We start from the raw sequence: 23,498 nt of genomic DNA on the forward strand, positions 1-23,498 counted from the left end.
TTTTTTTTCTGTTTGAACATATAAACGTCACATCAAGACGGCGTCACGGCGCATCACGGATCTGTCCGAGGTAAGGGGGGGACGGATTTTCGCCTGACCTTCAAACGTCTTGTTTTGAAACGAGAAGGATACCAAACGGTTGCGCAGCCATGGTTTTGCATATCTGCACGTCATGGCGAGGCGGTATGGATGTGGTTTAGGGCATGCATTTGTCTTACACCCGTTGTGTTTGTTATTTTTCTTGTTTCAGGAGCGGCATGGCCCCGGTATTTATCCAATCGGTTTCAACCCTATCCTGTCAGACCAGCCTCGGTGATTCGACGTGCCGACGGCCTTTGTCATTCAAGATCAATTCAACCGTCCGGTACCGCTTGTTGGGATGCTTTGTGTGTTCATCGGCCCTGTTGCCCGATCGTCACAAGGCGCCTGGCGCTTTATTCCCGGATGAAGAACCGTTCAGAACTTTAGACAAGCCTAATACCTTTCCATACGATTCATATCCTCAATAAACTGAATGAAGCTGACTCCGGGAATAAAGCGGCGGGCGTCTTAGACGCCCGGCCGTCCGGATGCATTTGCCCATGGGTCCGGCATGACGGTTCTGCAGGATTGTCATGTCAAATACGATGATTCTCCTTCGCTTCGTTGGAATATGTTTTGATAAACTCGGCCAAATCCTTTATGATATGCGGATTTGATCGGGTACGGGGCCGGGCGTCGGGTCTTGCACCGATGTGATTCGGGACACAGGGTATGAATGAAACACAAACACTTCCCATGATCCAGGTTGTCAACGAGCGTTTAGACGGCCTCCCTTCCTCTCTGACGGTTGAGGGGCTCTGCGGCTCTGCGTCAGGTCTTGTTGTCAACCGCGTTCAACGGGCCGCCAACCGACTTTTTGTGGTTGTGGTTCCCACCCGCAAGCATGTTGAACACATGGCCCACGATCTGGCTTTTTTTGATCAGACGGGACGCATCGCCTGGGAGTATTTCCCTTCATACAACCTCCTTCCCTTCAAATCCCTGTCGTATCATTCCGATACCGTTTCACAGCGTATACGGGTGCTCAGTCTTCTGAGTATGGGACAGTCCATACCGTTTCTGATCACCACGCCTGAAACCCTGATCCAGCGCATGATGCCGAGGAAAGAGCTGGCCGACTTCACCGATATTATCATGGTCAACGAGGAACTCGATCTGGACGCATTGGTGTCCAAATTCATTGCAGGCGGTTACACGCGCACCACGCTGGTTGAAGAACCCGGTGATTTTTCCATTCGCGGTGGAATTCTCGATTTCTTTTCTCCCATGTACGCCCATCCCGTCCGGGTTGAACTGTTCGGGGATCTGGTCGAGTCGCTGCGTTTTTTTTCAGTTGCCACCCAGCGCAAAACCGATCCGCTGGCCGAGGCCCTGATCGTTCCGGCCAAGGAGGCGATTCTCGAGCCTTCGCGCATCGACGACATTCTCAATCGGGTTCGCAAACAAAGCGCCGTTTCCGGTGTGCCGGTGTCGAAGATCAGGCATATCGTCGAGAGAATCAAAGGGGACACGGGCGCCTCGGAGGTCGAAAACCTTCTGCCCCTTGTTTATTCACATCTGGACACCTTTTTCGACTATGTGCCGTCTCAGGCCGTTTACGTGCTGAGTGATCCGGATGAAATCAGACATCAAATCGAGGAGTTTCGCGACAAGGCCCTTGAAAATTACGAGAAAGCAAGAAGTGAAAAGAAATTGTGCGTCCATCCGGACGACCTGTACCTGACCGGTGAGAATGTCGCTGAGCGTCTGGCCGCCTGCCGGACACTCTCACTTTGTGAGGCCTCCTTTCAGAAGGGAAGGCCGGACCGTTTTTTCTGCTCGATTGAGCAGAATACAACGGTTGCGGCCGAACTTCGGCACCGTCACGGCCAGGAGCACTTCCTGCTCCCTCTGGTCGAATGGATCAGAGACAAAAAACAGCGGGGGCAAAGCGTTTTGATCGTGTGCAGTACCCGCTCCCAGGCCGGTCGGCTCAAGCAGCTTCTTTCCCCCTATGGTCTTTCTCCCGATATGTATGATCCTGCCCCGGACTGGGCCAGGCATCCCGGCCAGGTGTTTATCTGCATCGGCCGTGTCTCCACGGGGTTTGTCTGGCCGGATCAGGGTCTGGCCCTGATTACCGAAGATGAAATTTTCGGTTTGAAGCGACGTATCGCACGCAGTGTCTCATCCCGTCAGGGCGGCAAGGAACTGTTTACATTCAGCGAATTGAAGGAAGGGGATATCGTCGTTCATGCCGATCACGGGATTGGCCGTTATGTCGGTCTTGAAAAAATAAGCCTCAATGGTCTGACCAATGATTTTCTCCACATTGCCTACCGGGACGACGACAAGCTTTACCTGCCGGTCGAACGCATGGGGGTTATCCAGAAATACATCGGCGTGGAAGGGTATCAGCCCATTTTGGACAAAATGGGAGGGAAGACCTGGGACAGGGTCAAGGACAAGGCCCGAAAAGATGTCGAGAAAATGGCCGGGGATCTCCTGAAGCTTTATGCCGAGCGCAAGGTGGTCAAGGGGCACGCGTTCGCGGAGGCAGACACGTATTACAAGGATTTTGAAACCGGTTTCGAATACGAGGAAACGCCCGGTCAGATTGCGGCCATCGATGATGTTCTCGCCGACATGGAGGCCGATACGCCCATGGACCGTCTGGTTTGCGGCGATGTGGGCTACGGCAAAACGGAGGTGGCTCTTCGTGCCGCCTTCAAGGCCGTGCATGACGGCAAGCAGGTGGCGGTACTGGTTCCAACCACGGTGCTGGCCGAACAGCATTTAAAATCCTTTTCCGATCGTTTCGCCCAATATCCCGTCCGGGTTGAAAGCCTGAGCCGGTTCAAGACCCGGACCCGGCAGAAGGACATCGTTGAAGATCTGGCCCAGGGCAAGGTCGATGTGATTGTCGGAACCCATCGCCTGCTGTCCGAGGATATAAGGTTCCGGGATCTGGGACTGGTGGTCATTGATGAGGAACAGCGATTTGGTGTCAAACACAAGGAAAAGCTGAAAAAAATCAGAAACTCGGTGGACGTGCTGACCCTGACGGCCACGCCCATCCCACGGACCCTGCACCTGTCCCTGACGGGCATGCGGGACATCAGCGTGATTTCAACGCCGCCCGAACAACGTCAGGCCATTATCACCTATGTGGCCGAATTTGACGATATGATCGTCACCGAGGCGATCCGCAAAGAGCTGGCGCGCAAGGGCCAGATTTTTTTTGTGCACAACAATATTAAGACCATCGAGAAACTCGATCAGCATCTGAAAACCCTGGTTCCGGAGGTCCGAACGGCCATTGCCCACGGTCAGATGAAAGAGACGGACCTTGAAAGGGTCATGATGCATTTCGTCAATCGCGAGGTGGACATGCTGGTCTGCACGACGATTATCGAGTCCGGCCTGGACATTCCGGCCGCCAACACCATGTTCATCAACCGGGCGGATCGTTTCGGGCTTTCCCAGCTGTATCAGCTCAGGGGACGGATCGGGCGCAGTGACGAACAGGCCTTCGCCTATCTGTTTATCCCCGAGGAGAGCGCCGTCTCCCGGGATGCTCGCAAACGCATGCGGGTGCTTATGGAGCACAGTGACCTGGGGGCGGGGTTCCAGATCGCCATGAGTGATCTTCAGATCCGCGGCGGCGGGGCGGCCCTTGGCGCCTCCCAGTCCGGACATATCGCTGCGGTGGGTTATGAAATGTTTCTCCAGCTGATGGAGAACGCCATCTCAGATATCAAAGGCGAACCGGCGGTCGAGGCCCTGGAGCCGGAAATCAACGTGGGGCTTTCGGCATTTCTGCCCGAGGATTACATCCCTGCCATTGATCAGCGTCTTAGCGTCTATCGGAGGCTTGCCGGATTCACTGAGTTGAAGGATGTCGCCGATATCAAGGAAGAGCTGATCGACCGATATGGGGACATGCCCGAAGAGGCCCAGAACGTACTGCTTAAAATCATGCTCAAGATTATGGCGGTCAAGGCGGGCATCAAGCGGATGGACATCAGCGGCAGCCAGTTGATTGTCGCGTTTTCCGCCGTTCATCAGAAAACCCCCCACGGGGTGATCGATATGATCGCGGCGGAGCCGGAACTCTATGAGCTGAGCCGGGACGGCGTGCTGAAAGTCAGGCTGCCCAAGGGCAGGATTCATGGGCTGGTGGCCCATTCGAAAAAGATCTTGAAAGAAATCGCTCAACATGTTAACGGCTGATGGGCTTGATTTTCAGGTTGTCTTCGCGTTCAAAGCCGCGTCGTTCCCTCCCCATGACCGTGAAAGGACGAAAAACGTGAAAGAAAAAAACATGGCCCGGCCGCGCTTGCTTCAGGCGCTGCTTCTGATGCTTGTTATCATCACCGCCTGTCGTGAACGGGAAGGGCTTTTTGAATATCAGCCGCTGATTTCTTCCGGTCGGACGGTGATCACGGTCAACGACTATCTGAAGGCTCTGGAAGTGACCAAGACGGCCTACCCCCATGCGCTGATTGTAAAAAACGAGGCGTTCAAGACCATCAAGACCCGGCTTTTGTCCCAGCTGATCGAGGAGCTGGTGATCATGAAATCCGCCGAGGAGAAACAGATTACGGTCAGTGATACCGAATTCAAGGCCGAAGTCGAGGCCATCAAAAAGGATTATCCCGAAGGCGTTTTCGAGGAAATGTTCATTGAAAACGCCATGACCGAGCGTCTGTGGGAGACCCGGCTCAGGCAGCGGATGCTTATGGAAAAGGTTCTCGAGGCCGAACTCGACGGGGGGATTTCCGTCAGCCCCGAAGATATGACCCGGTATTATGAGGAAAACGCCGCCGTGATCGAGGAGGAATTCGATCACGGTCAGGACGAGGCCGAGGTCTATGACCGCATCCTCAAGCGTATGAAGCTCGAAAAGAAACAGGCCGCCTATCAGGCCTGGATCGATCGAAAGAAGTCTGATTATTCGATTGAAGTTAATCAGAAAATATGGGAAAAGATACTTGATTTATGACGGTATCGCCGCCCTGCCGGTGAACGGGCGGGGCGCTGTGCATACAATGCAAGGAAGGTGTGACGTGGGAAAAACAAACTGTCGGGCGGGCCGTCCGTCTCTGATCATGGCCGTGTTTTTCGTGTTTTTCACGGTGTGTCCGACCCTGTCCTATTCGGTGGACAGGGAGGTGGTGGATCGCATCGTGGCCATTGTCAATGATGAATTGATCACCTATACCATGCTCACCGAGGCGTTTAAACCCTTTGAAAAAAAGATTCGGGAAAGAAACTATTCGCTCGAGCAGGAGATCGAAATCCGGTACAAGCTTCGCAACAATCTGATCCAGCAGCTGATCGACCAGCAGCTGACCGAGCAGGAGATGCGGCGGTCAAAGATCGAGGTCAGTGAGGAGGAGATCAGCCTTTATATCGAACGGATCAAGGAACGCAACGGGTTTACGGAAGAAGACCTTCGCAAGATGCTTGAAACGGAAGGGGTTTCCATCGCTCAGTACCGGAAGGAGATCAGGAATCTGCTGCTCCGGAACAAGCTGATTCAATATGAGATCAATTCGAAAATCGTCATCACCCGGGAAGACATCGAGGATTATTACAACGCCAACAAAGACGAGTTCGGGGACAAGCCCCTGGACGAGGTGTCGTCGCTGATCATGGACACGCTTTTTCAGAAGCAGGCGGATGAAAAATTCAGTCGGTGGATTTCGGCCCTGAGGGAACAATCTCAAATCAAGATCATACAGTAAGACAGGTAAGGTTATGGAGAACATGGATCATCAGCCGGAGCCGACGACCGGAGCCGGTTTGTCCGAAATGTCATTCGGAGCCTATCTGAAAAAAGCAAGACTTGACAAAGGGCTCAGCATCGAAGACATCATGGACCACACGCGGATTTCCAAGTTTGTGATTCAGCAGATTGAAGCGGAAAATCGGGAAAAGCTCCCCGAGGACGTTTTTCTTAAAGGGTTTCTCAAGGCCTATGCGGAAGCGGTGGAGGTGGATCCCTTCGATGTGCTGGAACGATACAGGGCGGCGCGCGGCGTAAACGAGGCCCAGGGGGCTGTTCCGGCCCGGGATAAAACGTCGCTCCCGTCGAATGCACCGGTGAAAATGATTGCGGCCGTGGCGATCATTTTGATCCTGTCGGTGCTGATCATGGTGGTCGCCGCCGTTCGGAAGACGGAGCCGCCGGATGCCGGGTCGAGGGTGGTAACGACAGCCGATGAGACCCGGACATCGGAGCCCGCCCGCACGACGGAGCGTGCACCGGGTGAAGCGACGGTCCCGCCGGCAGCGGGTCTGCATCTTGAAGTGGTCTGCGTGGAGGACACCACCCTCAAGATCATCACCGACGGGGGCGCCCCCGAGGAATATCGTCTCAAACCCGAGGATCACGTCGAGCTCAACGCCGATCAGGGGTACACGATCCTGATTGACAACACCTGCGGGGTGACCTTGTTTTTGAACAATACACCTGTGACCGTACCTGGGAAATGCGGTCAGACAGCAACCATTCAATTACCCTGAGGAAAGAACGAAACCGTATGGACCCAGACCCTCGGATCGGCATCATGCCGCCGTACCGTTTATCCATGAAAATTCGTAAACAAAGAGGAGGTTCCAAAGCGTTCTGATAGGTTTGATCCGGATGTTTTGAAGCAGCCTCTTGTTTTCGTGACGCTTAACGATGAAAGCAACAGGTGAATGCCATGACAAACGATTCAAACAAGATTCTCAGTGAAACCATCAAGCGACTTCTTCGCCGGGAAGCCGTTTCCCATTTAAAAAAAATCGTCAACAAATCCCACGCGGCCGACCTTTCGCTGGTCTTCCGCTCTCTCCCCGTCGAAAACCAGCGCAAACTCTTCGATCTGATCGATGATATCGAAAAGAAATCGATTCTGATCAGTGAGCTTGAAGAATACACCTTTCTGGATTTCATTGAACACCTGAGCATCGATGAGTGTGTCGAGCTGTTCAATTACATGCCCGCCGACGACGTGGCCGACCTGATCGGCAAGCTGCCCCAGGAACGGGCCGCCGCCATCCTGGAAAAAATGGATATCGAGGAGTCCGAAGAGGTCGAAGGGCTGCTGCGTTATGAAGACGACACCGCAGGCGGGATCATGGTGCCGGATTTCATCGCCCTGCGGGAGATCGTGACCGCCAAGGAGGCCATCGAATCCCTCCAGAAAGAGTACCATGATGTTGAAATGCCTTTTTACCTGTACGTGGTCGATGAGTTCAACCGTCTGCTGGGGGTGGTTTCGCTGCGTCAGCTGGTGGTGGTCAAGCCCAACACGCCGCTGAAAAACTTCATGACCACCGATATTTTTTCCGTGCGCACGGACATGGACCAGGAAGAGGTGGCCAAGCTGGTCGCCCGCTACGACATCCTGGCCGTTCCGGTTGTCGACGACCAGAACCGCCTGGTGGGCATTGTCACCGTCGATGACGTCATCGACATCTTCCGCCGGGAGGCCACCGAAGACTTCCTGAAAATGGCCGGTGTGGGGGATGACTTTGTCGAAACCCAGTCGATTTTCAAGAGTACCCGCATCCGCTTGCCCTGGCTGTTCGCCAGTTGCCTGGGGGGCATCCTCGCGTCCCTCGTCATCAGCCATTTCGAAGGGGGGCTTTTGAAGTTCGCGTATCTGGCTGCTTTCATCCCGGTTATCACCGGCATGGGCGGTAACGTGGGAGCCCAGTCCTCGACCATCGTGGTCCGCGGTCTGGCCACCGGCCGGATCGATGTCCGCGATTTCTGGAAGGTGGTGCTCAAGCAGCAGGCCATCGGCGTGATCCTGGGGGTGATTTACGGCCTGTTTCTGGGCGGGGTGGCCCATTTCAAATACAATCACGAACTGACCGCAGGCCTTCTGGCCCTGGTCGTGGGGCTGGCCGTGCTCTGTTCCATGTCCATCGCCGCCCTGATGGGGTCGGTGGTGCCCATGGTGTTCCGCAAGCTTCACATCGATCCGGCCGTGGCTTCGGGACCCTTCATCACCACGGCCATCGACGTGGTCAGCGTCTTTTTTTACCTGAGCATCGCCACAACCCTTCTGGGCTGATGGGCTGTGCTGCGGCGGAGAAGGTTCGATGATGCATTGCGGGAAAACGGCAGGCAGCCATGACATCACATCGTGAGGACGGCCTGCTCTACCGGACGCCGGCCATTGTTCTCCGGAAAGTGGAGGTCGGGGACCACGATATGATGCTGACCCTTCTGACCCGTGAGCGGGGCAAGATCAGCGTCATGGCCAAAAACGCCCGGAAGAGCGTCAAGCGGTTTTCCGGCGTTCTGGAGCTTTTTTATCTGCTCGACGTGGTCATCCGGGAAAACAACCGCACGGCCTATGCCGTGGAAGCGTCGGTGGAGAACCCGTTCGAGGCCATCCGGTCCGACGTCATGCGTCTGGCCTATGCCGGCTACTGGGCCGAAGCGGTTATCCGTTTCATGGAAGAGAAGGTCCGCCAGGACGGCCTGTTCAGCCTGATGGTTCTCAGTCTGGGCGGTCTCGATGCCGGGATGCGACCGCCGGAGGAGTGGAGCATCTTTTTTCATCTGAAATTCCTGGCGCTGACCGGACACACCCCGGAACTGTCCCACTGCCTGGCCTGCCGAATGGATCTGGACCGGTCCGGCCTGCAGCGATGGCGATTCGATATCCGTCAGGGAGGGCTGATCTGCGACCGATGCGCCAACGACGGCGCCTTGCGGGTCGTGCTGTCCAAGGGGACCCTCAAACAGCTGCTCTGGTTTCAGCAAAGCGAGCCGGAAAAGGCCAGGGTGGTCCGTTTTTCAAGGCAGGCCCTGTCCGAAGGGCTGTCGTTTCTGGAAACCTTTCTGGCCTTCCATCTGGACAAGGACCTTTCCAGTCTGAAATTTCTGAACAAACTGAGAGACCACACGCGATGATCAGGCAATACCTCGATACCCGTCCGGTGAGTGTGTCCGCCCCCTGTCGTCTGGACATGGGGGGGACCCTCGATATCAGCACCTTTTTTTTCCCGTTGCGACACCGTGATCCCACCACCGTCAACATCGCCCTTGACATGCGGACGCAGGTCAGCCTGTCTCCCTGGACTCCGGGTAAGGTAGCCGTCTCGTCGCGGGGCTTCGATAGCGTGGAATTCGACTGCGGCCAGGCGCCTTACAGCCATCCTTTGGGACTGATGCTCAGTATCTGTGATTACTTCCATGCCGACGGGGTGCATATCGATATTCGTTCCTCATCCCCGCCGCGCAGCGCCCTGGGGGGCTCGTCCGTGGCCGCTGTGGCCCTGATCGCCGCCCTGATGATTGCCCGGGGGGACATTCCGGAGAACGGGCCGCTGCCCCTTGACGCCATCGTGCTTCTGGCCTATGCCGTCGAGAGCAGTGTGCTTCGTGTGCCCTGCGGCATGCAGGATCAGCTGGCCGCGGCTTACGGCGGGGTCAATGCCTGGCGGTTTACCGGTGATGTGACCGGCAGCCCCTGGGAGCGGCGACCCCTTCTTTCCCCGGCGTCCTACCCGTCTCTGGAAGGTGCCGTACTGGCGGCCTACGGCGGTGATCCCCATGAATCGGTGAATATCAACGGGAAGTGGGTCAGCCATTTCATGGCCGGGAAAGACCGGACGGTCTGGTTTGAGATTCTCGACTGCTGCAACGGCTTTGCCGATGCCCTGGCGGCCGGCGACTACCTGCGTGCCGCAGAATGGATGAACCGGGAAACCGACCTGCGTGTGGGTCTGACGCCGGACGTGTTCGATGAGACGGGCCGACGTCTGGCCGAACTGGCCCGTGCGGCGGGCTGCGGTGTCCGTTTTACCGGCGCGGGCGGCGGCGGCTGTGTCTGGGCCCTGGGTGAGCCTGCCGCCATCGCGACCGTGAAGAATAACTGGGGCCCGGTGCTCCGGAGCCGTCCCCATGCGGATTTTTTGTCGACCGTCATCGCCGCCCAGGGGTTGCGTGTGGAATCCCCGGCTTTTGATTGACTAAAGCTTTGATTTGATGTAATTTCCATTTTTTTTGAAAATGGATGGGCAGGCGTTGGGACAGGATCACGGTCCCTGTTGAACGATACGTGCTTACAAAGGCTTGATTTGAGGATAAAATCATGAATTTTCAAGATGTTATACTGGCATTGCAGACATACTGGGCCAAGCGGGGCTGTGTACTCAGCCAGCCTCTGGACCTGGAGGTGGGGGCGGGTACCTTTCATCCCACCACCCTGTTGAAATCTTTGGGGCCCGAACCCTGGAACGTGGCCTACGTCCAGCCCTGCCGGCGTCCCACCGACGGGCGCTACGGCGACAACCCCATGCGTCTCCAGCACTACTACCAGTTTCAGGTGATCCTGAAGCCCTCTCCGTCCAATGTGCAGGACCTTTATCTTGAGAGCCTCAAGGTGCTGGGCATCGATCCTCTGGATCACGACATCCGTTTTGTGGAAGACGACTGGGAATCTCCCACCCTGGGTGCTTCGGGTCTGGGCTGGGAGGTCTGGCTGGACGGCATGGAGGTCACCCAGTTCACCTATTTTCAGATGGCCGGCAGCATCGACGTGAAACCGGTTTCCGTGGAGATCACCTACGGACTGGAGCGGATCTGCATGTACATGCAGGAGGTGGACAATGTGTTCGACCTGAAATGGAACGACACCGTTACCTACCGGGACATCTTTCACCAGAACGAGGTCGAGCAGTCCACCTACAATTTCGAAAAGGCCGATGTGGCCATGCTGCTGGACCTGTTTGGGCGATACGAGGCCGAGGCCAAACGCATTGTCGCTGAGAAACTGGTGATTCCGGCCTACGAATGCTGTATCAAATGTTCGCATCTGTTCAATCTGCTCGATGCCCGGGGGGCCATCAGCGTGACCGAGCGCACCGGGTACATCGGACGCATCCGGACCCTGGCCCGGCTCTGTTCCCAGGCCTACATCGACCAGCGGGAGGCCCTGGGCTTTCCCATGCTCAAACAGCGCTGATTCCCATACGATTCAACCCATGAGGACACCATGAACGATCTACTGCTTGAAATCGGTTCGGAAGAGATTCCGGCCGGATACATCGAACCGGCCCTTGCCGCCCTGGCCTCGGACCTGACGGCCCGCCTTGCTGAGGCCCGCATCAGCCACGGCATCGTCAAAACTTACGGCACGCCGCGCCGCCTTGCGATTCACATCGAGGGTCTGGCTGAACGCCAGGCCGCGCTGACCACCGAGGTGATGGGGCCACCGGAAAAGGTGGGGGTAGACGCCGACGGCCGGTTCACCGTACCCGCACAGAAATTTGCTGAAAAACTCGGCATTTCCGTCGATCAGATTACGGTCAAGGACACGGACAAGGGGCGCTACCTGTTCGGCATGAAAACCGAAGACACCCTGGATACAAACGATGTCCTGGCCCGTCTTCTGCCCGAGGCCGTCTTGAAAACCCCCTTTCCCAAAACCATGCGCTGGGCCGATCTGGACATCCATTTCGCCCGCCCCATCCAGTCGGTGCTGGCCCTTCTCGGAACGGAGACCGTCCGTTTCACCGTGGGCGATATCCCCAGCGGGACGACCACCCGGGGCCATCGGTTCATGTGCCCGGACCGGATCACCATCGATTGCGCCGCGGATTATAAGGAACGTCTCGCACAGGCCTCGGTCATCGCGGACATCGAGACCCGGAGGGCGATGGTGCGTGAGGAGATCGAAAAGGCCGCCGCATCGGTGGGCGGCCGGATCCTCGATGATCCGGAACTGGTGACCATCGTGGCCAACCTGATTGAATATCCCGTGGTGGTGGTGGGCAGCTTCGATGAGGACCTTCTGGAACTGCCCGACGAGGTACTGATCACCGCCATGCGCGAACACCAGAAATATTTTGCCGTGATCGATGAGGCGGGAAAACTGATGCCCCATTTCGTGGTGGTCAACAACACCCGGACCAAGGATATGGCCGTGGTGGTCCGCGGCCACGAAAAAGTGCTTCGGGCCCGCCTGGCCGATGCCCGGTTTTTCTACCACGGGGATCTTCGGGAAACCTCCGAACAGCGCCTGTCAAAACTCAAGGGCGTCCTGTTCCAGGCCAAGCTGGGATCCATGTATGACAAGACCCTGCGCGTCGAGGCCCTGACCGCCTATCTGGCCGATCAGGCCGGTGCGGGCGATGTCACGGATCAGGCCGTCAGGGCGGCCCGTTACTGCAAGTCGGATCTGGTCAGCCAGGTGGTGGTGGAATTCACCAAGCTCCAGGGTCTGATGGGACGGATTTACGCAGGAAGGGAAGGCCTGGGCGACCAGACCGCCCGGGCCATCGAAGAACATTACCGCCCCGTGGCCTCCGGTGCACGCCTGCCTGATACCCTGGCCGGCTCCCTGGTGGCCCTGGCCGATAAAATGGATACCCTCTGCGGCTGTTTTTCAGCGGGCCTCATTCCCACAGGAGCGTCGGACCCTTACGCCCTTCGCCGCCAGACCATCGGACTGATCCAGATCATGATCGACAAGGATTTCTGCTTCTCCCTGAACGGTCTGATCAAACGGAGCCTTTCCCTCTACGGCGAGCGCAGCGACGAGGACATCCGTGCCGTCATCGCCGACGTGACCGGATTCATCCGGAGCCGGATGGAGCACCTGCTGGTGGAGGAAGGCTTTTCCAAGGATGTGACCGCCGCCGTGACCAGTGTGTCTGTTGACGTGATTCCCCATGTCAAGCGCCGGGTCCGGGCCCTGGAGACCCTCAAGCAAAAGGACGGCTTCGAACCGTTGGCCGTGGCCTTCAAGCGGGTGGTCAACATCATCCGGAAAACCGAATGTATCGGTCCGGCGGCGGTGGACCCCGCCCTGTTCGCCGATCCGTGCGAAACAACCCTGAGCGAGGCCGTGGGACGGGTCAGGAACACCGTCGCGCCCCTTTTGGCCCAGGGCGATTATGACCGGGCCCTGGGGGAAATCGCCACCCTGCGGGCGCCGGTGGACACCTTTTTCGACGACGTGATGGTCATGGCCGAGGACATGGCCCTTCGGAACAACCGTCTGGCCCTGCTGTCCGATATTGCCGGGCTGTTTGCCGATATTGCCGATTTTTCCAAGATATCCACCTGACGGTGATCCGGCGTGTGAGAGTGACATGGATGCTGATAATCTGAACCAAGACGACGATTCAAGGAGGACATATGGCAGGGTTTGATCCTGAGAAGGACAAGGTGCTTAAAAGCTGGAAATGTGAGGAAACCGGTCTGGTCATGGCCATTCATTCCTATGCGGGGGGTGAGCCCAAATTGCAGATCGGTCCGAGGATTTTGCTCAAGAAAGACGGCACCGAACGGGCTCCGGCCAAGGCGGGACGTCTGTCCATCGAGGATGTGGCCTGGCTGTATGACCACATCGACGAAATCAAGGATGAGCTGGAAAAGAACCTTGATCCCATGGCCTAAATGAAGAACGACTGCGCCGTCATACGTCCCGTGGCCGGGAAAAAAAACGGGGCCTTCGGGACGGTGGCCGTGCTTTCGGCCACCCGGCCGGATCTGGATCGGCTGGCTCGAACCCTGGGGTGTGACGCCGGGGAAAGCCGGCCTTTTTTTAACGCCCGGCGGTTCACACGGGTTCAAGACGGGCGGGGCTTCTCTCTGGTCGGTCCGGTGATGGGGGCGCCCCACGCGGTGATGCTTCTTGAAAACCTGATCGGCCAGGGCATTGACCGCCTTGTGTTTATGGGCTGGTGCGGGTCGGTGAGTCCCGAGGCCCGCATCGGGGATATCCTGATGCCCACCTCCGCCTTTTCCGACGAGGGCACGTCCCGCCATTACGGCCTGACTGATCCGTCTTTCTGCGTCCGGCCCGACGGATCGTTTCAGCAGCGGATCGATGCGGCGTTTGACGGTCAAAACCTGCCGATCATCCGCGGCCCGGTGTGGACCACCGACGCCATCTACCGGGAAACCCCGGACAAAATCGATCACTACCGGAATCGGGGGGCGTTGGGTGTCGACATGGAGCTGTCGGCTTTGTTCACGGTGTCGGCGTTCCGGTCCGTTGCCCTGGCCTCGGTGCTGGTCGTTTCCGACGAGGTCTGGACCTACGACTGGAAACCGGGGTTCGGCGATTCGCGATTCAAACAGAGCCGCACGTCGGTGACGGACACGCTTGCAACACAGATTGAAAGGATGGCCGTTGATGGATAAGCTCGATGCCCTTGTCAAGGCGTTGATCACCTACAGCGAGGCTTACCGCAAGGGCAAGCCCCTGATCAGCGACAGGGAGTACGACGGTCTGGTCGAACAGCTTCGCATGCTCGATCCCTCCCACCCCTTTCTCGATACGGTGGAGCCCGAATCCTTCGAGGGCAAGGCCGAAGTCCGGCACCCCATGCCCATGCTGTCCACGGAAAAAGCTTACAGTGCCGATGATCTGGAGAGGTTTGTCGGCCGGGTCCGCAAAGCCGCCGCCGAGATCGGGGCCGGCGAACCGCGTTTTGCGGCCATGCCCAAGCTCGACGGACTGGCCGGACGGGACGACGGCACGGTTTTCGCCTCCCGGGGCAACGGTCAGGTCGGCTATGAAATCAGCAGCGCCTTTACCAAGGGCGTGATTCCCGTCGGAGGCCGCGGCCGCGGGCTCGGTGAAATCGTCATGGTCAAGTCCTATTTTGACACCCGTCTGGCCGATCGCTTCGAACATCCCCGGAACATGGTGGTGGGCATCGTGTCGTCGGATACATTGAACGCCTATGCCCGGCAGGCTCTGGACGAGGGGGCGGTCCACTTCGTCCCTTACGGAGAACTGCCCCGGTGGACCGGCGACGGTGCGGAACTGGTTGACCGCATCGAGGCGATCACCCGGGAGCTCTTGGACGAGATCGATTATCCCGTTGACGGGCTGGTGGCCGAGGTGCTGGGTGAGGCGATTCGGAATCACATGGGGGCAACCAACCATCACTATCGCTGGCAGATCGCCGTCAAAACCCGGGGTGAAACCGCCGAAACCCGGGTGGAAGCCGTTGTCTGGCAGGTGGGACGCACCGGCAACGTCACCCCGGTGATGGAAGTCGTTCCGGTCAAACTGTCCGGAGCCACCATCCGCCGCGTGACGGCCCACAACGCGGGCATGGTCCTAAAGCACAAAATCGGACCGGGCGCCGACATCGAAATCATCCGCAGCGGGGAGGTGATTCCCAAGCTGGAGAAGGTGATCCGCCCGTCGGAGAGCCTGACGGTTCCCGAGACCTGTCCGGTCTGCGACACAGCGCTGATACGGCAGAACGATTTTTTAAGATGCCCCAATCCGGCCTGTCCGGCCCAGATCGAACAGAAAATCGTGCACTGGTTCAAGAGTCTGGGAAACGCCGACTGGTTCGGTATCAAAACGGTGAAAAAACTGGTCGATCAGGGCTACGACCGGCTGGAAAAAATCTATGCGATGACCGAAGAGGATTTTCTTTCCCTGGGCTTTGGCCCGGTGCAGTCGCGGAATCTTGTGGACGCCCTTGGGATCAGTCGGACCAAGGCCGTGGAGGACTGGCGTTTTCTTTCAGCTTTCGGTGTTCCGGCCCTGGGTAAAGGAGACAGCCGGAAGCTTCTGGCCCATGCCACCTTAGAGGATCTGCTGTCCATGGACGCCGAGGCCGTGAGGGCCATCCACGGCTTTGGGGATATCACCAGCGTGTCCATTACCGAAGGGCTGGCCCAGGTCAAAGAGACCATGGCCCACATGATGGATCTGGGGTTCAACCTGATGAGGACGCCCCTGGCCTCTGAGGCCTCCGTCGCAGACAGCCCCCTTTCCGGTAAAGGGATTGTGTTTACCGGAAAAATGACACGGGGCACCCGGGAAGAGATGCAGGATCTGGCGCGGCGACTGGGCGCCCAGGTTCAGACGGCCGTCAGCGGCAAAACCGATGTGCTGGTCTGCGGGGAAAACGTGGGCGCCAAAAAAATGGAAAAGGCCGGTCAAGCCGGAACCCGGATTCTGACCGAAAATGAGTTTTACGATCTGATCGGATCTGCCTGAGAGAGCGGATAAAAAACGCTCCCGCGCGGTGCGCACGGGAGCGCTGAGGGTGAACCGGGGAAGCGGGGGATCAGATTCCGTCTTTGAGTTTTTTTCCGGGTTTGAATTTGACCACGTTGCAGGCTTTGATTTTCATGGATTCACCGGTCTGGGGATTGCGGCCGGTCCGGGCCTTCCGTTTGACCTTGGTGAAGGTTCCGAAACCCACCAGGGTGACTTTTCCGTCTTTTTTCTTGAGCGATTTGACCACCGATTCCATAAACGAGTCCAGAGCCTTGGCGGCGCTCAACTTGGTGATACCGGCGTCTTTTGACATTTGTTCAACCAGTTCGGCTTTGGTCATGAAAGTCCCCCTTTGTTATTCGGTTATTCGGTTATGTTGGTCTTGAAGATGCTTTATCTCTAACAGCATTGCCGTTTTCATGTCAATATAAATGTGTGAACACAAGCCGTTAGGGCCTTCAGAGCAATGACGCGCCGTGTCGCGAACGATCGGGCACATGCGCGAAAAACCGGTGGATTTGGGTTGGACAAGCTTTCCTGAACGGGGTATAAGACATCCATTTGCATGGCCCCTGATGACGGTTCGGGGGGCAAGAAGATACCCGCAACGATGAACAGGCCCGGTGACGGCCGGAAAGATAATGACGATGAATACATACGATGCACTCAAGCAGGAACTTCAGGAGGCGGGGCAGGTGTTCCTGACCCTTTTGGCCGGCGCCGAAACCTTTACCGGCATGTCCGGAACCCTTTTTAGGAACTGGAAAAACACCCTGGAACAGATTCGCGTGCAGATCGCCGAGGATCTGGTGCGGGTGGCCGTGGTGGGACCCATCAAATCGGGGAAAAGCACCTTCGTGAACGCCCTGTTCGCAGACGATTACCTGAAACGGGGGGCCGGGGTCATCACCTCCGTCGTGACCCGAATCCGCTGCGGGGAGAACCTCCGGGCGTCCATCTGCTTCAAGTCCTGGGACGAGATCAATCGCGATATCGAGCTGGGACTCAAGCATTTTCCATCGTTTACGCCCGAGACCGAGGATTTCCGTTTCGACCTGCGGAAAAGCGCCCACAGGGACATGCTGGCCCGGGCCCTGACCGCCCTGACCGCCGAGCAGCTGATCACCCATGACACCCGGAGCATGAGCAGCGTACTGTTGTCCTCCTATCTTGCGGGGTACGATCGGGTCAAGGATGTGATCGGTCCCGACGAGGTGGTCCGCCACCATGAAAACGAGGACTTCCATGAGCACCGGACCTACACGGGAGACGAGATTCTCGCCGTTTTCATCAAGGACATTCAGCTTGAGATTCAGTCCGCCGTGATCGACAAAGCCATCGAAATCGCCGACTGCCAGGGCAGCGATTCCCCCAACCCCCTGCATCTTGCCATGATCCAGGACTATCTTTCCGTCACCCACTTCATCGTCTACGTGATCAGCAGCAGGACGGGCCTTCGTCAGGCAGACATACGGTTCCTCACCATGATACGGGACATGGGCATCATGGACAACATGCTGTTTGTGATCAACTGCGATGTGTCCGAGCACGAGAACTTCGACGATTTCAGCCGTCTGATGGCCAAGATCCGTTCGGAGCTGGCGTTGATCATTCCCCGGCCCGAGGTGTTCACCCTGTCGGCCCTTTACAACCTGTTTACGGCCCAGAGGCAGGGAAAGGGGGATCAGGCCCTCCCCCCCAAGGACATGACCCGCCTTTCGCAATGGGCTGCCGAATCAGCGTTTATCGAGGTGTTTGACAGGGAAACGGAACGGTTTATGTCCGTGCTTCACGACAAACTGACCCGGCAGCGTTACGCCCTGCTTCTCGGCAACCACGTACGGCGGCTGATGCTGATCGCAGGCGGGCTGGGCCAGTGGGCCGGCGCCAACAAGGATGTGTTGTCCCGGGATGTGGGCATCGCGGACGATATCATGGCGAACCTCCGGAAAAGCAAGGAGAAAACCGCGAAGGTCAGCGAGATGATCCGCAGCACCCTCGATGGGGCCGTGTCCACGGTCAACCGGCAACTCCGGGACGACGTGGACCGGTTTTTCGATGAACGCGGGGAGATCCTGACGTCCATCACCGCCTTTATCGGCCGGTACGAACCGTCCTACGACAGTTACTTCGACGGGGGCGTCCTGCCGGGGCTCAATCACAACCTGTATCGTGTCTACGGGGATTTCAAGCAGGCTCTGGACCATCACATCGCCGAAGCCGTGACCCCCAAAATCGTCGGATTCGTCCGCCGCATCGATGAAAAAATCCTGGACGACCTGGACCAGATGACCCGGCCCTACGCGGGCATGGTCGACGATGCCCTGAACGAATACAATCGGGCCATGGCGGATTTCGGCATCACCCTCGATGTGCCCGAACACCGGGAGACGGGGGGCCTTCCCGATCTTGAAACCCTCAAAAGCATGGTCAACCTGAAATACCAGCCCGCGTCGCAGATGATGATCTATTCCCACCGCGCCCGGGCCGAAGCGCTGGTCCGTTTCGGGATGTACAATCTGATCAGTTTCTTCAAAAAAGTGTTTCGCAAGAAAACCGTGGACAGGAAGGCCGATCAGATTCTGGCCCTGGCCGACGGGCTGGCCCGCATGAAAAAGGAAACCCTTGACCATGTGCGGACCCATTTTACAAGCTATCGGGAAAATATCAAATTCCAGTATTTTTTCAAACTGACCGACGCGGTGTCAAACGCCTTCTACGATCTCCACACCGCCCATTTCCAGGCCTGCGTGACCGATCTGGAATCCCTGGCCGTTCTGATCCGCGAAAAGAAGCTCGACAAGGACACGGTTCTTGCCGAACTCACCGCCCTGGAAACCCGGGTGGCCGACCTCAAGGCAGACCTTGCACGGATGCGGGATCGAATCGCCCTGATGTGACAACGCCGATCAGGGCCTCGGGGCACTCATTTTTTCAGGGGACGGTTACATGCGAAACCCGATCACGGTGATGTCGTCGAGCTGTTCGATGTCGCCTTTGTAGGCGAGCAGGGCCTGGACAAATTCCGGCCGCTGGTCGGCGAAGGGTTTGGTGTGGATGTCCGTGACCAGCTGTTTGAATCGCCGGGTGCCGAAACGCAGGCGTTTGGGGCCGCCCAGCTGGTCGGTGAAGCCGTCTGTTTTCAGGTAGACGCAGGTGCCCTTGGACAACTCGATGGTATGGCGGGTGAAGGTGTAATTCACGTCGGAATCGATGTAGCCGATGCTCTGCTTGTCGGCCTTGATTTCGACCAGACAGCCGTCTTCCACATAAAAGAGCGGGATCTGTGCCCCGGCGTAGCGGAGGGTGAAGGTTTCGTGGTCCACGTCGATGATGGCGGCGTCGAGGCCGTCGTTGGTCTTGTCTTCCGAATGCTTGTGCAGCACGTTTTTCATGGTCCGGTTGAGGCGCTTGAGGATGTCGGCGGGGTCGTAGCATTTCTGGTCGAGGATGATCTTCCGGATCTCCGTGTAGGCGATCAGGGTGAGAAAGGCGCCGGGCACCCCGTGGCCGGTGCAGTCCATCAGGGCGATGATGGTTTTACCCGGATAGGTGCAGGTATAGAAGATATCGCCGCCCACGATGTCCTTGGGCATCCAGATGGTCAGGCTCTCGGGGCTTTCGGTTTTCATGCGGTCCATGCCGGGCAGGAGGGACCGCTGGATCATTTCGGCGTAGTGGAGGCTGTCCACCATGCGCTGGTTGTAGGTCTCCAGGGTTTCGTGGGTCTGTTCCAGCTCCTGATAGGTGGCCTTCATCGCGTCCCGGGATTTTTTGATCTGTTTCTTCTGTTTTTGCAAAATGCCGCACATGTAGGCGGTGAAGGTCGATACGGGCAGAAAGACCATGATGGTCAGGACGTCTTCGCCGAAATGCCCGGTGTGCTTACTGAACACCTCGCTGACATAGGACACTGCCAGGTAATCGAGGGCGCAGACCCCGATGACCAGAAAGGAGATCAGCAGGCTGGCCTGGGTGAACACGAAGATGAAGGCCAGGAGGCAGCAGATCAGGGTCATGTAGCGCAGGTCGTGCATCACGTAGAAGTTTGCCGTGATGTGGAACACGCTGGTGACCACCTGGGCGTAGAGCATGAAGTAGATAAAGAAAACCGTCACCTGGTCCTTGAGCTGGATGGCGATCAGGGTGACGATGTTGGTGAAAAGAACGGCGGCGTAAACAAGATGCATGTCCCGGTAGGAATACTGAGCCAGGCCCAGCCAGACCGCCAGATAACCGACGGTGACGGGAATGTGGTAGACCAACAGGGCCAGGGCCGAGAATTTGGTCAGATCCCGGCGTCTGCGGCGGTTTACGTGGGGGGGTAGGGTTTGTTCCATAAATCAGCCGCTTTCCAGATAGAAGATGGGGTCGCCGCAAGATGGCCGTCGGCAACACGGCATCGTGATTTAACAGCTCCGTTTTGTTTCCGAAACACTTTTCACCATACTAACCCAGAGATACTGAAATGACAATCATAATATCCTGGCCATGATGCGGCTCAACCCCGCGTGTGTGAGAAAAAAGAATAGGCATCGCCATGGATTTTATGATACGTAAAAAACCGTTAAGGCCCGTGAGATCCTTCCTGAGTCCCCCACACCAGCAGAGGCGAACATATGAAAAAGACCCGGAAGACCGGTTCCGGTCCCAGGAAAATCGGAGACTACCTGAGCTGTGATCCCAAACGGATCGAGTCGGCCCTGATCCTTCAACGGTCCCTTCAGGCTTCCGGTGAACCATGCCGTCTGGGCGCAATCCTGGTGAAGGAAGGGGATATTTCAAAGGAAGCTCTGGCATCGGCTCTGGTTCGCCAGCGGCTGGATCGCATTCGCCGTTGCATCCTGTTTGAGGGGCTCATGGACGATGATCTGCGAATCATCGGCACCTTCACGGTGGAGGCGGGCTTTGCGGAGGATGAGGAATTTATCGTCCAGGACAGTCCGGGGAATTGCTTTTACCTGCTGGTTTCGGGCCGGGCCTTTGTCTACCGGAGGGACGAGTACGGTGAGCAGACCCCGATCTGTCTGGTCAAACCGGGGGAAAGCATCGGTGAAATGGGATATTTCAGTGACGGCACCCGCCTCGCCAGCGTGAAGGCCCTTGAACCCAGTCAGTGTCTGAAGATCAGTTATGCCGATCTCGACCGGATTTTCGAGGCCGTTCCCGTTCTTGCCCGGACGTTTCTGTCGATGATCACCGGTCGGCTGAGACAGACCAACCTTCGGTTCGAACGCTCCATGACCCGGACCCGGCGTACGGAAAAATATTTGGAAAACATCCATGAGCTGTTGGATATGAGCGACGCCATGTCCCTGAAAAAGGGGATTGAAGACCAGATCGAACGGATCGTGAAAACGGCGAGGAAGACCATGAACGCCGAGAGGGCCACGCTGTTTCTCCTCGATACGTATACCGGGGAACTCTGGTCCATGCTGGCCGAGGGCATGACGAGCCGCGAAATAAGGATTCCGAAAGATCAGGGGCTTGTGGGATGGGTGGTCCGGCATCAGATGACGGCCAACATTCCCGACGCCTACGGGGATTGTCGGTTCGATCCCGTCGTGGACAGCAAGACCGGTTACCGGACCCGCAGCATTCTCTGCGGTCCTCTTAAAAACAACCAGGGCGAGCTGGTGGGAGCCCTTCAGGTGATCAACAAGAAATCCGGGACATTCGACCGGACCGACGAAAGCTTTTTCACGGCCTTCACCTACCAGACCGCCATTGCCGTTGAAAATCTCCAGCTTTACAAACGGCTGCTGAACGATCACCGAAAAATGGCCACGGTGTTCGACGTGGCCACCGGTGTGGCCCATACCCTGGACCTTGACACCCTGTTTGTGGACATCGTCGCAAGAATCACCGATGCCCTCAGGGCCGAGCGCAGTTCGCTGTTTCTGCTGGACAGGGATGCCGGTGAGCTTTGGGCCAAAGTGGCCCAGAAATCCGAATTGAACGAAATAAGGTTTTCGGTGGAACAGGGACTGGCCGGGTATGTGGCCCGGACCGGCACGCGTCTCAATATCACAAACGCTTACGACGATCCACGGTTCCTGGCCGGCGTCGATGAGCAGACCGGGTTTGTCACCCATTCGGTCCTTTCGGTCCCCATCATCAACCGCGACGGGGACATCATCGGTGTGGCCCAGGCCATCAACAAGGTCGGCGGGGTGTTTGACAACGATGACGAGGACCTGCTTACGGCTCTGTCGTCCCATATCGCCATCGCCCTCGAGAATGCCAGGCTTTTCGCGGGGACAGAGGAGATGAAACAGTATCTGACCTCGGTCCAGGAAAGCATCTCAAACGCCATTGTCACCCTGGACGGCCAGGGCAGGGTCGTCACCATGAACCGGGCGGCCCTGTCGATGATCGCATGCCCGCCGCCGGACAGCGGGACGACGACCCTTCGGGACCTTCTCGGTCCGGACAACCAGGGCCTGATCCGGGACATCGAAACCGTTTATCGCAGTGGACATTCAAGCTCCTTTTTCGATACGGACCTGTTGTTCCCATCGGGGGCTGCGCACAGTGTCAACGGCACCATCGTCCCCCTGATCGACGCTGCGGGCGACCGGACCGGGACCGTTCTTGTTCTCGACGACATCACCCGTGAAAAACGGATGAAGGGAACCCTCGTGAGATACATGGCCAAGGACATTGTCGAGAAAATCCTCGAAGATCCCCGGCAGCAGGTGCTGGGGGGCAACCGGAGCAAGGCCACCATTTTGTTTTCGGATATCAGGGGCTATACCGGCATCAGTGAGAATCTCACCGCCGAGGAGACCGTGGCCCTTCTCAACGAGTATTTTTCGCTGATGGTCAACGAAATTTTCGAGAACGAGGGGGTGCTGGACAAGTATATGGGGGACGGTCTCATGAGTGTGTTCGGCGTGCCCTATCCCCGAAAAGACGACGCGGAAAGGGCCGTCCGGACAGCCCTTTCCATGCATCGGGCCTTAGGGGGCTTGAACGCCCGCCGAAAAAGCGGGGGGCAGGAGCCCATCCGGATCGGCATCGGCATTTCCACCGGGGAGGTGGTGTCCGGCAACATCGGCTCGGAGCGGCGCATGGAGTACACGGTGATCGGTGACGGGGTCAACGTGGCGTCCCGCATCGAAAAACTCACCAAGCACTTCGGGACGGGGATCCTGATCAGTGAATTCACCTGCCGAGAGCTCGGCGAGGTCTTTGCCGTGCGCCCCGTGGATCGGGTTCAGGTCCGGGGCCGTAAACAGCCCATGGACCTTTTCGAGGTGCTGGGGGAGGCCGGGACGGATTTTTCGCCGTCCCAGCATCTGTTCATGGAAGGGCTTGCCCGTTATCGCAGCGGCGATTTCACGGAGGCGGCCCTGTTGTTCGACCGGGGACGTGACGACGACCCCCTTTGTCGGGTGTTTTTCGATCGTTGTGAACGGCTGATCGAACAGACTCCGAAAGGCTGGGACGGGGTCTGGGTCAGTCCTTATTGATTCTGTT

Annotated in this window: 16 protein-coding genes; 14 read left to right on the forward strand and 2 right to left on the reverse strand. The window is 57.4% G+C overall.

From position 1 onward, the window contains the following. Positions 1–753: 753 nt before the first annotated feature. The 12 genes from mfd (at position 754) to ACYQ11_RS12875 (ending at position 16,013) form a co-directional block, all read left to right on the forward strand. Positions 754–4,254, forward strand: coding sequence for a transcription-repair coupling factor (mfd, locus tag ACYQ11_RS12820; protein ID WP_459924192.1), 3,501 nt, complete (start codon positions 754–756; stop codon positions 4,252–4,254). Positions 4,255–4,330: 76 nt separating this feature from the next. Then, the gene (locus ACYQ11_RS12825; RefSeq protein WP_459924193.1) at positions 4,331–5,026 is read left to right on the forward strand and encodes a SurA N-terminal domain-containing protein; all 696 of its coding nucleotides are present in this window, start codon (positions 4,331–4,333) and stop codon (positions 5,024–5,026) included. Positions 5,027–5,090: 64 nt separating this feature from the next. After that, positions 5,091–5,771 carry a SurA N-terminal domain-containing protein gene (locus ACYQ11_RS12830; RefSeq protein ID WP_459924194.1) on the forward strand — a complete coding sequence of 227 codons (681 nt, stop codon included), beginning with the start codon at positions 5,091–5,093 and terminating at the stop codon, positions 5,769–5,771. Between the two features lie 22 nt (positions 5,772–5,793). Next, the gene (locus tag ACYQ11_RS12835; RefSeq protein ID WP_459924195.1) at positions 5,794–6,552 is read left to right on the forward strand and encodes a helix-turn-helix domain-containing protein; all 759 of its coding nucleotides are present in this window, start codon (positions 5,794–5,796) and stop codon (positions 6,550–6,552) included. Between the two features lie 182 nt (positions 6,553–6,734). Next, positions 6,735–8,096: a magnesium transporter gene (mgtE, locus tag ACYQ11_RS12840; RefSeq protein ID WP_459924196.1), complete on the forward strand. Its 1,362-nt coding sequence runs from the start codon at positions 6,735–6,737 to the stop codon at positions 8,094–8,096. 59 nt (positions 8,097–8,155) lie between these two features. Further along, positions 8,156–8,944: a DNA repair protein RecO gene (recO, locus tag ACYQ11_RS12845; RefSeq protein WP_459924197.1), complete on the forward strand. Its 789-nt coding sequence runs from the start codon at positions 8,156–8,158 to the stop codon at positions 8,942–8,944. Further along, a complete protein-coding gene (locus tag ACYQ11_RS12850; RefSeq protein ID WP_459924198.1) occupies positions 8,941–10,005 on the forward strand; it encodes a GHMP family kinase ATP-binding protein in 1,065 nt (354 codons plus the stop codon). The genes recO and ACYQ11_RS12850 overlap by 4 nt, the downstream gene beginning before the upstream one ends. A gap of 122 nt (positions 10,006–10,127) precedes the next feature. Next, positions 10,128–11,000, forward strand: a complete 873-nt coding sequence (gene glyQ / locus ACYQ11_RS12855) for a glycine--tRNA ligase subunit alpha (protein ID WP_459924199.1) — start codon at positions 10,128–10,130, stop codon at positions 10,998–11,000. A 30-nt stretch (positions 11,001–11,030) separates the two neighbouring features. Then, positions 11,031–13,106, forward strand: a complete 2,076-nt coding sequence (gene glyS, locus ACYQ11_RS12860; protein WP_459924200.1) for a glycine--tRNA ligase subunit beta — start codon at positions 11,031–11,033, stop codon at positions 13,104–13,106. 71 nt (positions 13,107–13,177) lie between these two features. Then, positions 13,178–13,438 (forward strand): hypothetical protein, encoded by a 261-nt coding sequence (locus ACYQ11_RS12865; protein ID WP_459924201.1) that lies wholly within the window; start codon positions 13,178–13,180, stop codon positions 13,436–13,438. Beyond that, complete coding sequence (locus ACYQ11_RS12870; protein ID WP_459924202.1) at positions 13,439–14,188, forward strand: nucleoside phosphorylase; 750 nt, start codon at positions 13,439–13,441, stop codon at positions 14,186–14,188. Then, entirely contained in the window at positions 14,181–16,013 is a 1,833-nt protein-coding gene (locus ACYQ11_RS12875; RefSeq protein ID WP_459924203.1) for a BRCT domain-containing protein, read from the forward strand. The genes ACYQ11_RS12870 and ACYQ11_RS12875 overlap by 8 nt, the downstream gene beginning before the upstream one ends. 70 nt (positions 16,014–16,083) lie before the next feature. Here ACYQ11_RS12875 and ACYQ11_RS12880 read toward each other — a convergent pair whose 3' ends face one another. Further along, on the reverse strand, positions 16,084–16,356 hold the full coding sequence (locus ACYQ11_RS12880) for an HU family DNA-binding protein (protein WP_459924204.1): 273 nt from the start codon (positions 16,354–16,356) through the stop codon (positions 16,084–16,086). A 301-nt stretch (positions 16,357–16,657) separates the two neighbouring features. Between ACYQ11_RS12880 and ACYQ11_RS12885 the strand changes: the two genes are divergently transcribed. Beyond that, on the forward strand, positions 16,658–18,916 hold the full coding sequence (locus tag ACYQ11_RS12885) for a dynamin family protein (RefSeq protein ID WP_459924205.1): 2,259 nt from the start codon (positions 16,658–16,660) through the stop codon (positions 18,914–18,916). 45 nt (positions 18,917–18,961) lie between these two features. Here the strand turns inward: ACYQ11_RS12885 and ACYQ11_RS12890 are convergent, their stop codons facing one another. Continuing rightward, complete coding sequence (locus ACYQ11_RS12890; protein ID WP_459924206.1) at positions 18,962–20,356, reverse strand: PP2C family protein-serine/threonine phosphatase; 1,395 nt, start codon at positions 20,354–20,356, stop codon at positions 18,962–18,964. A gap of 279 nt (positions 20,357–20,635) precedes the next feature. Here ACYQ11_RS12890 and ACYQ11_RS12895 point away from each other — a divergent pair, with 279 nt between their 5' ends. After that, positions 20,636–23,491 (forward strand): GAF domain-containing protein, encoded by a 2,856-nt coding sequence (locus ACYQ11_RS12895; protein WP_459924207.1) that lies wholly within the window; start codon positions 20,636–20,638, stop codon positions 23,489–23,491. Positions 23,492–23,498: the final 7 nt, after the last annotated feature.

It is taken from the genome of Desulfatiferula olefinivorans (genome assembly GCF_054657895.1).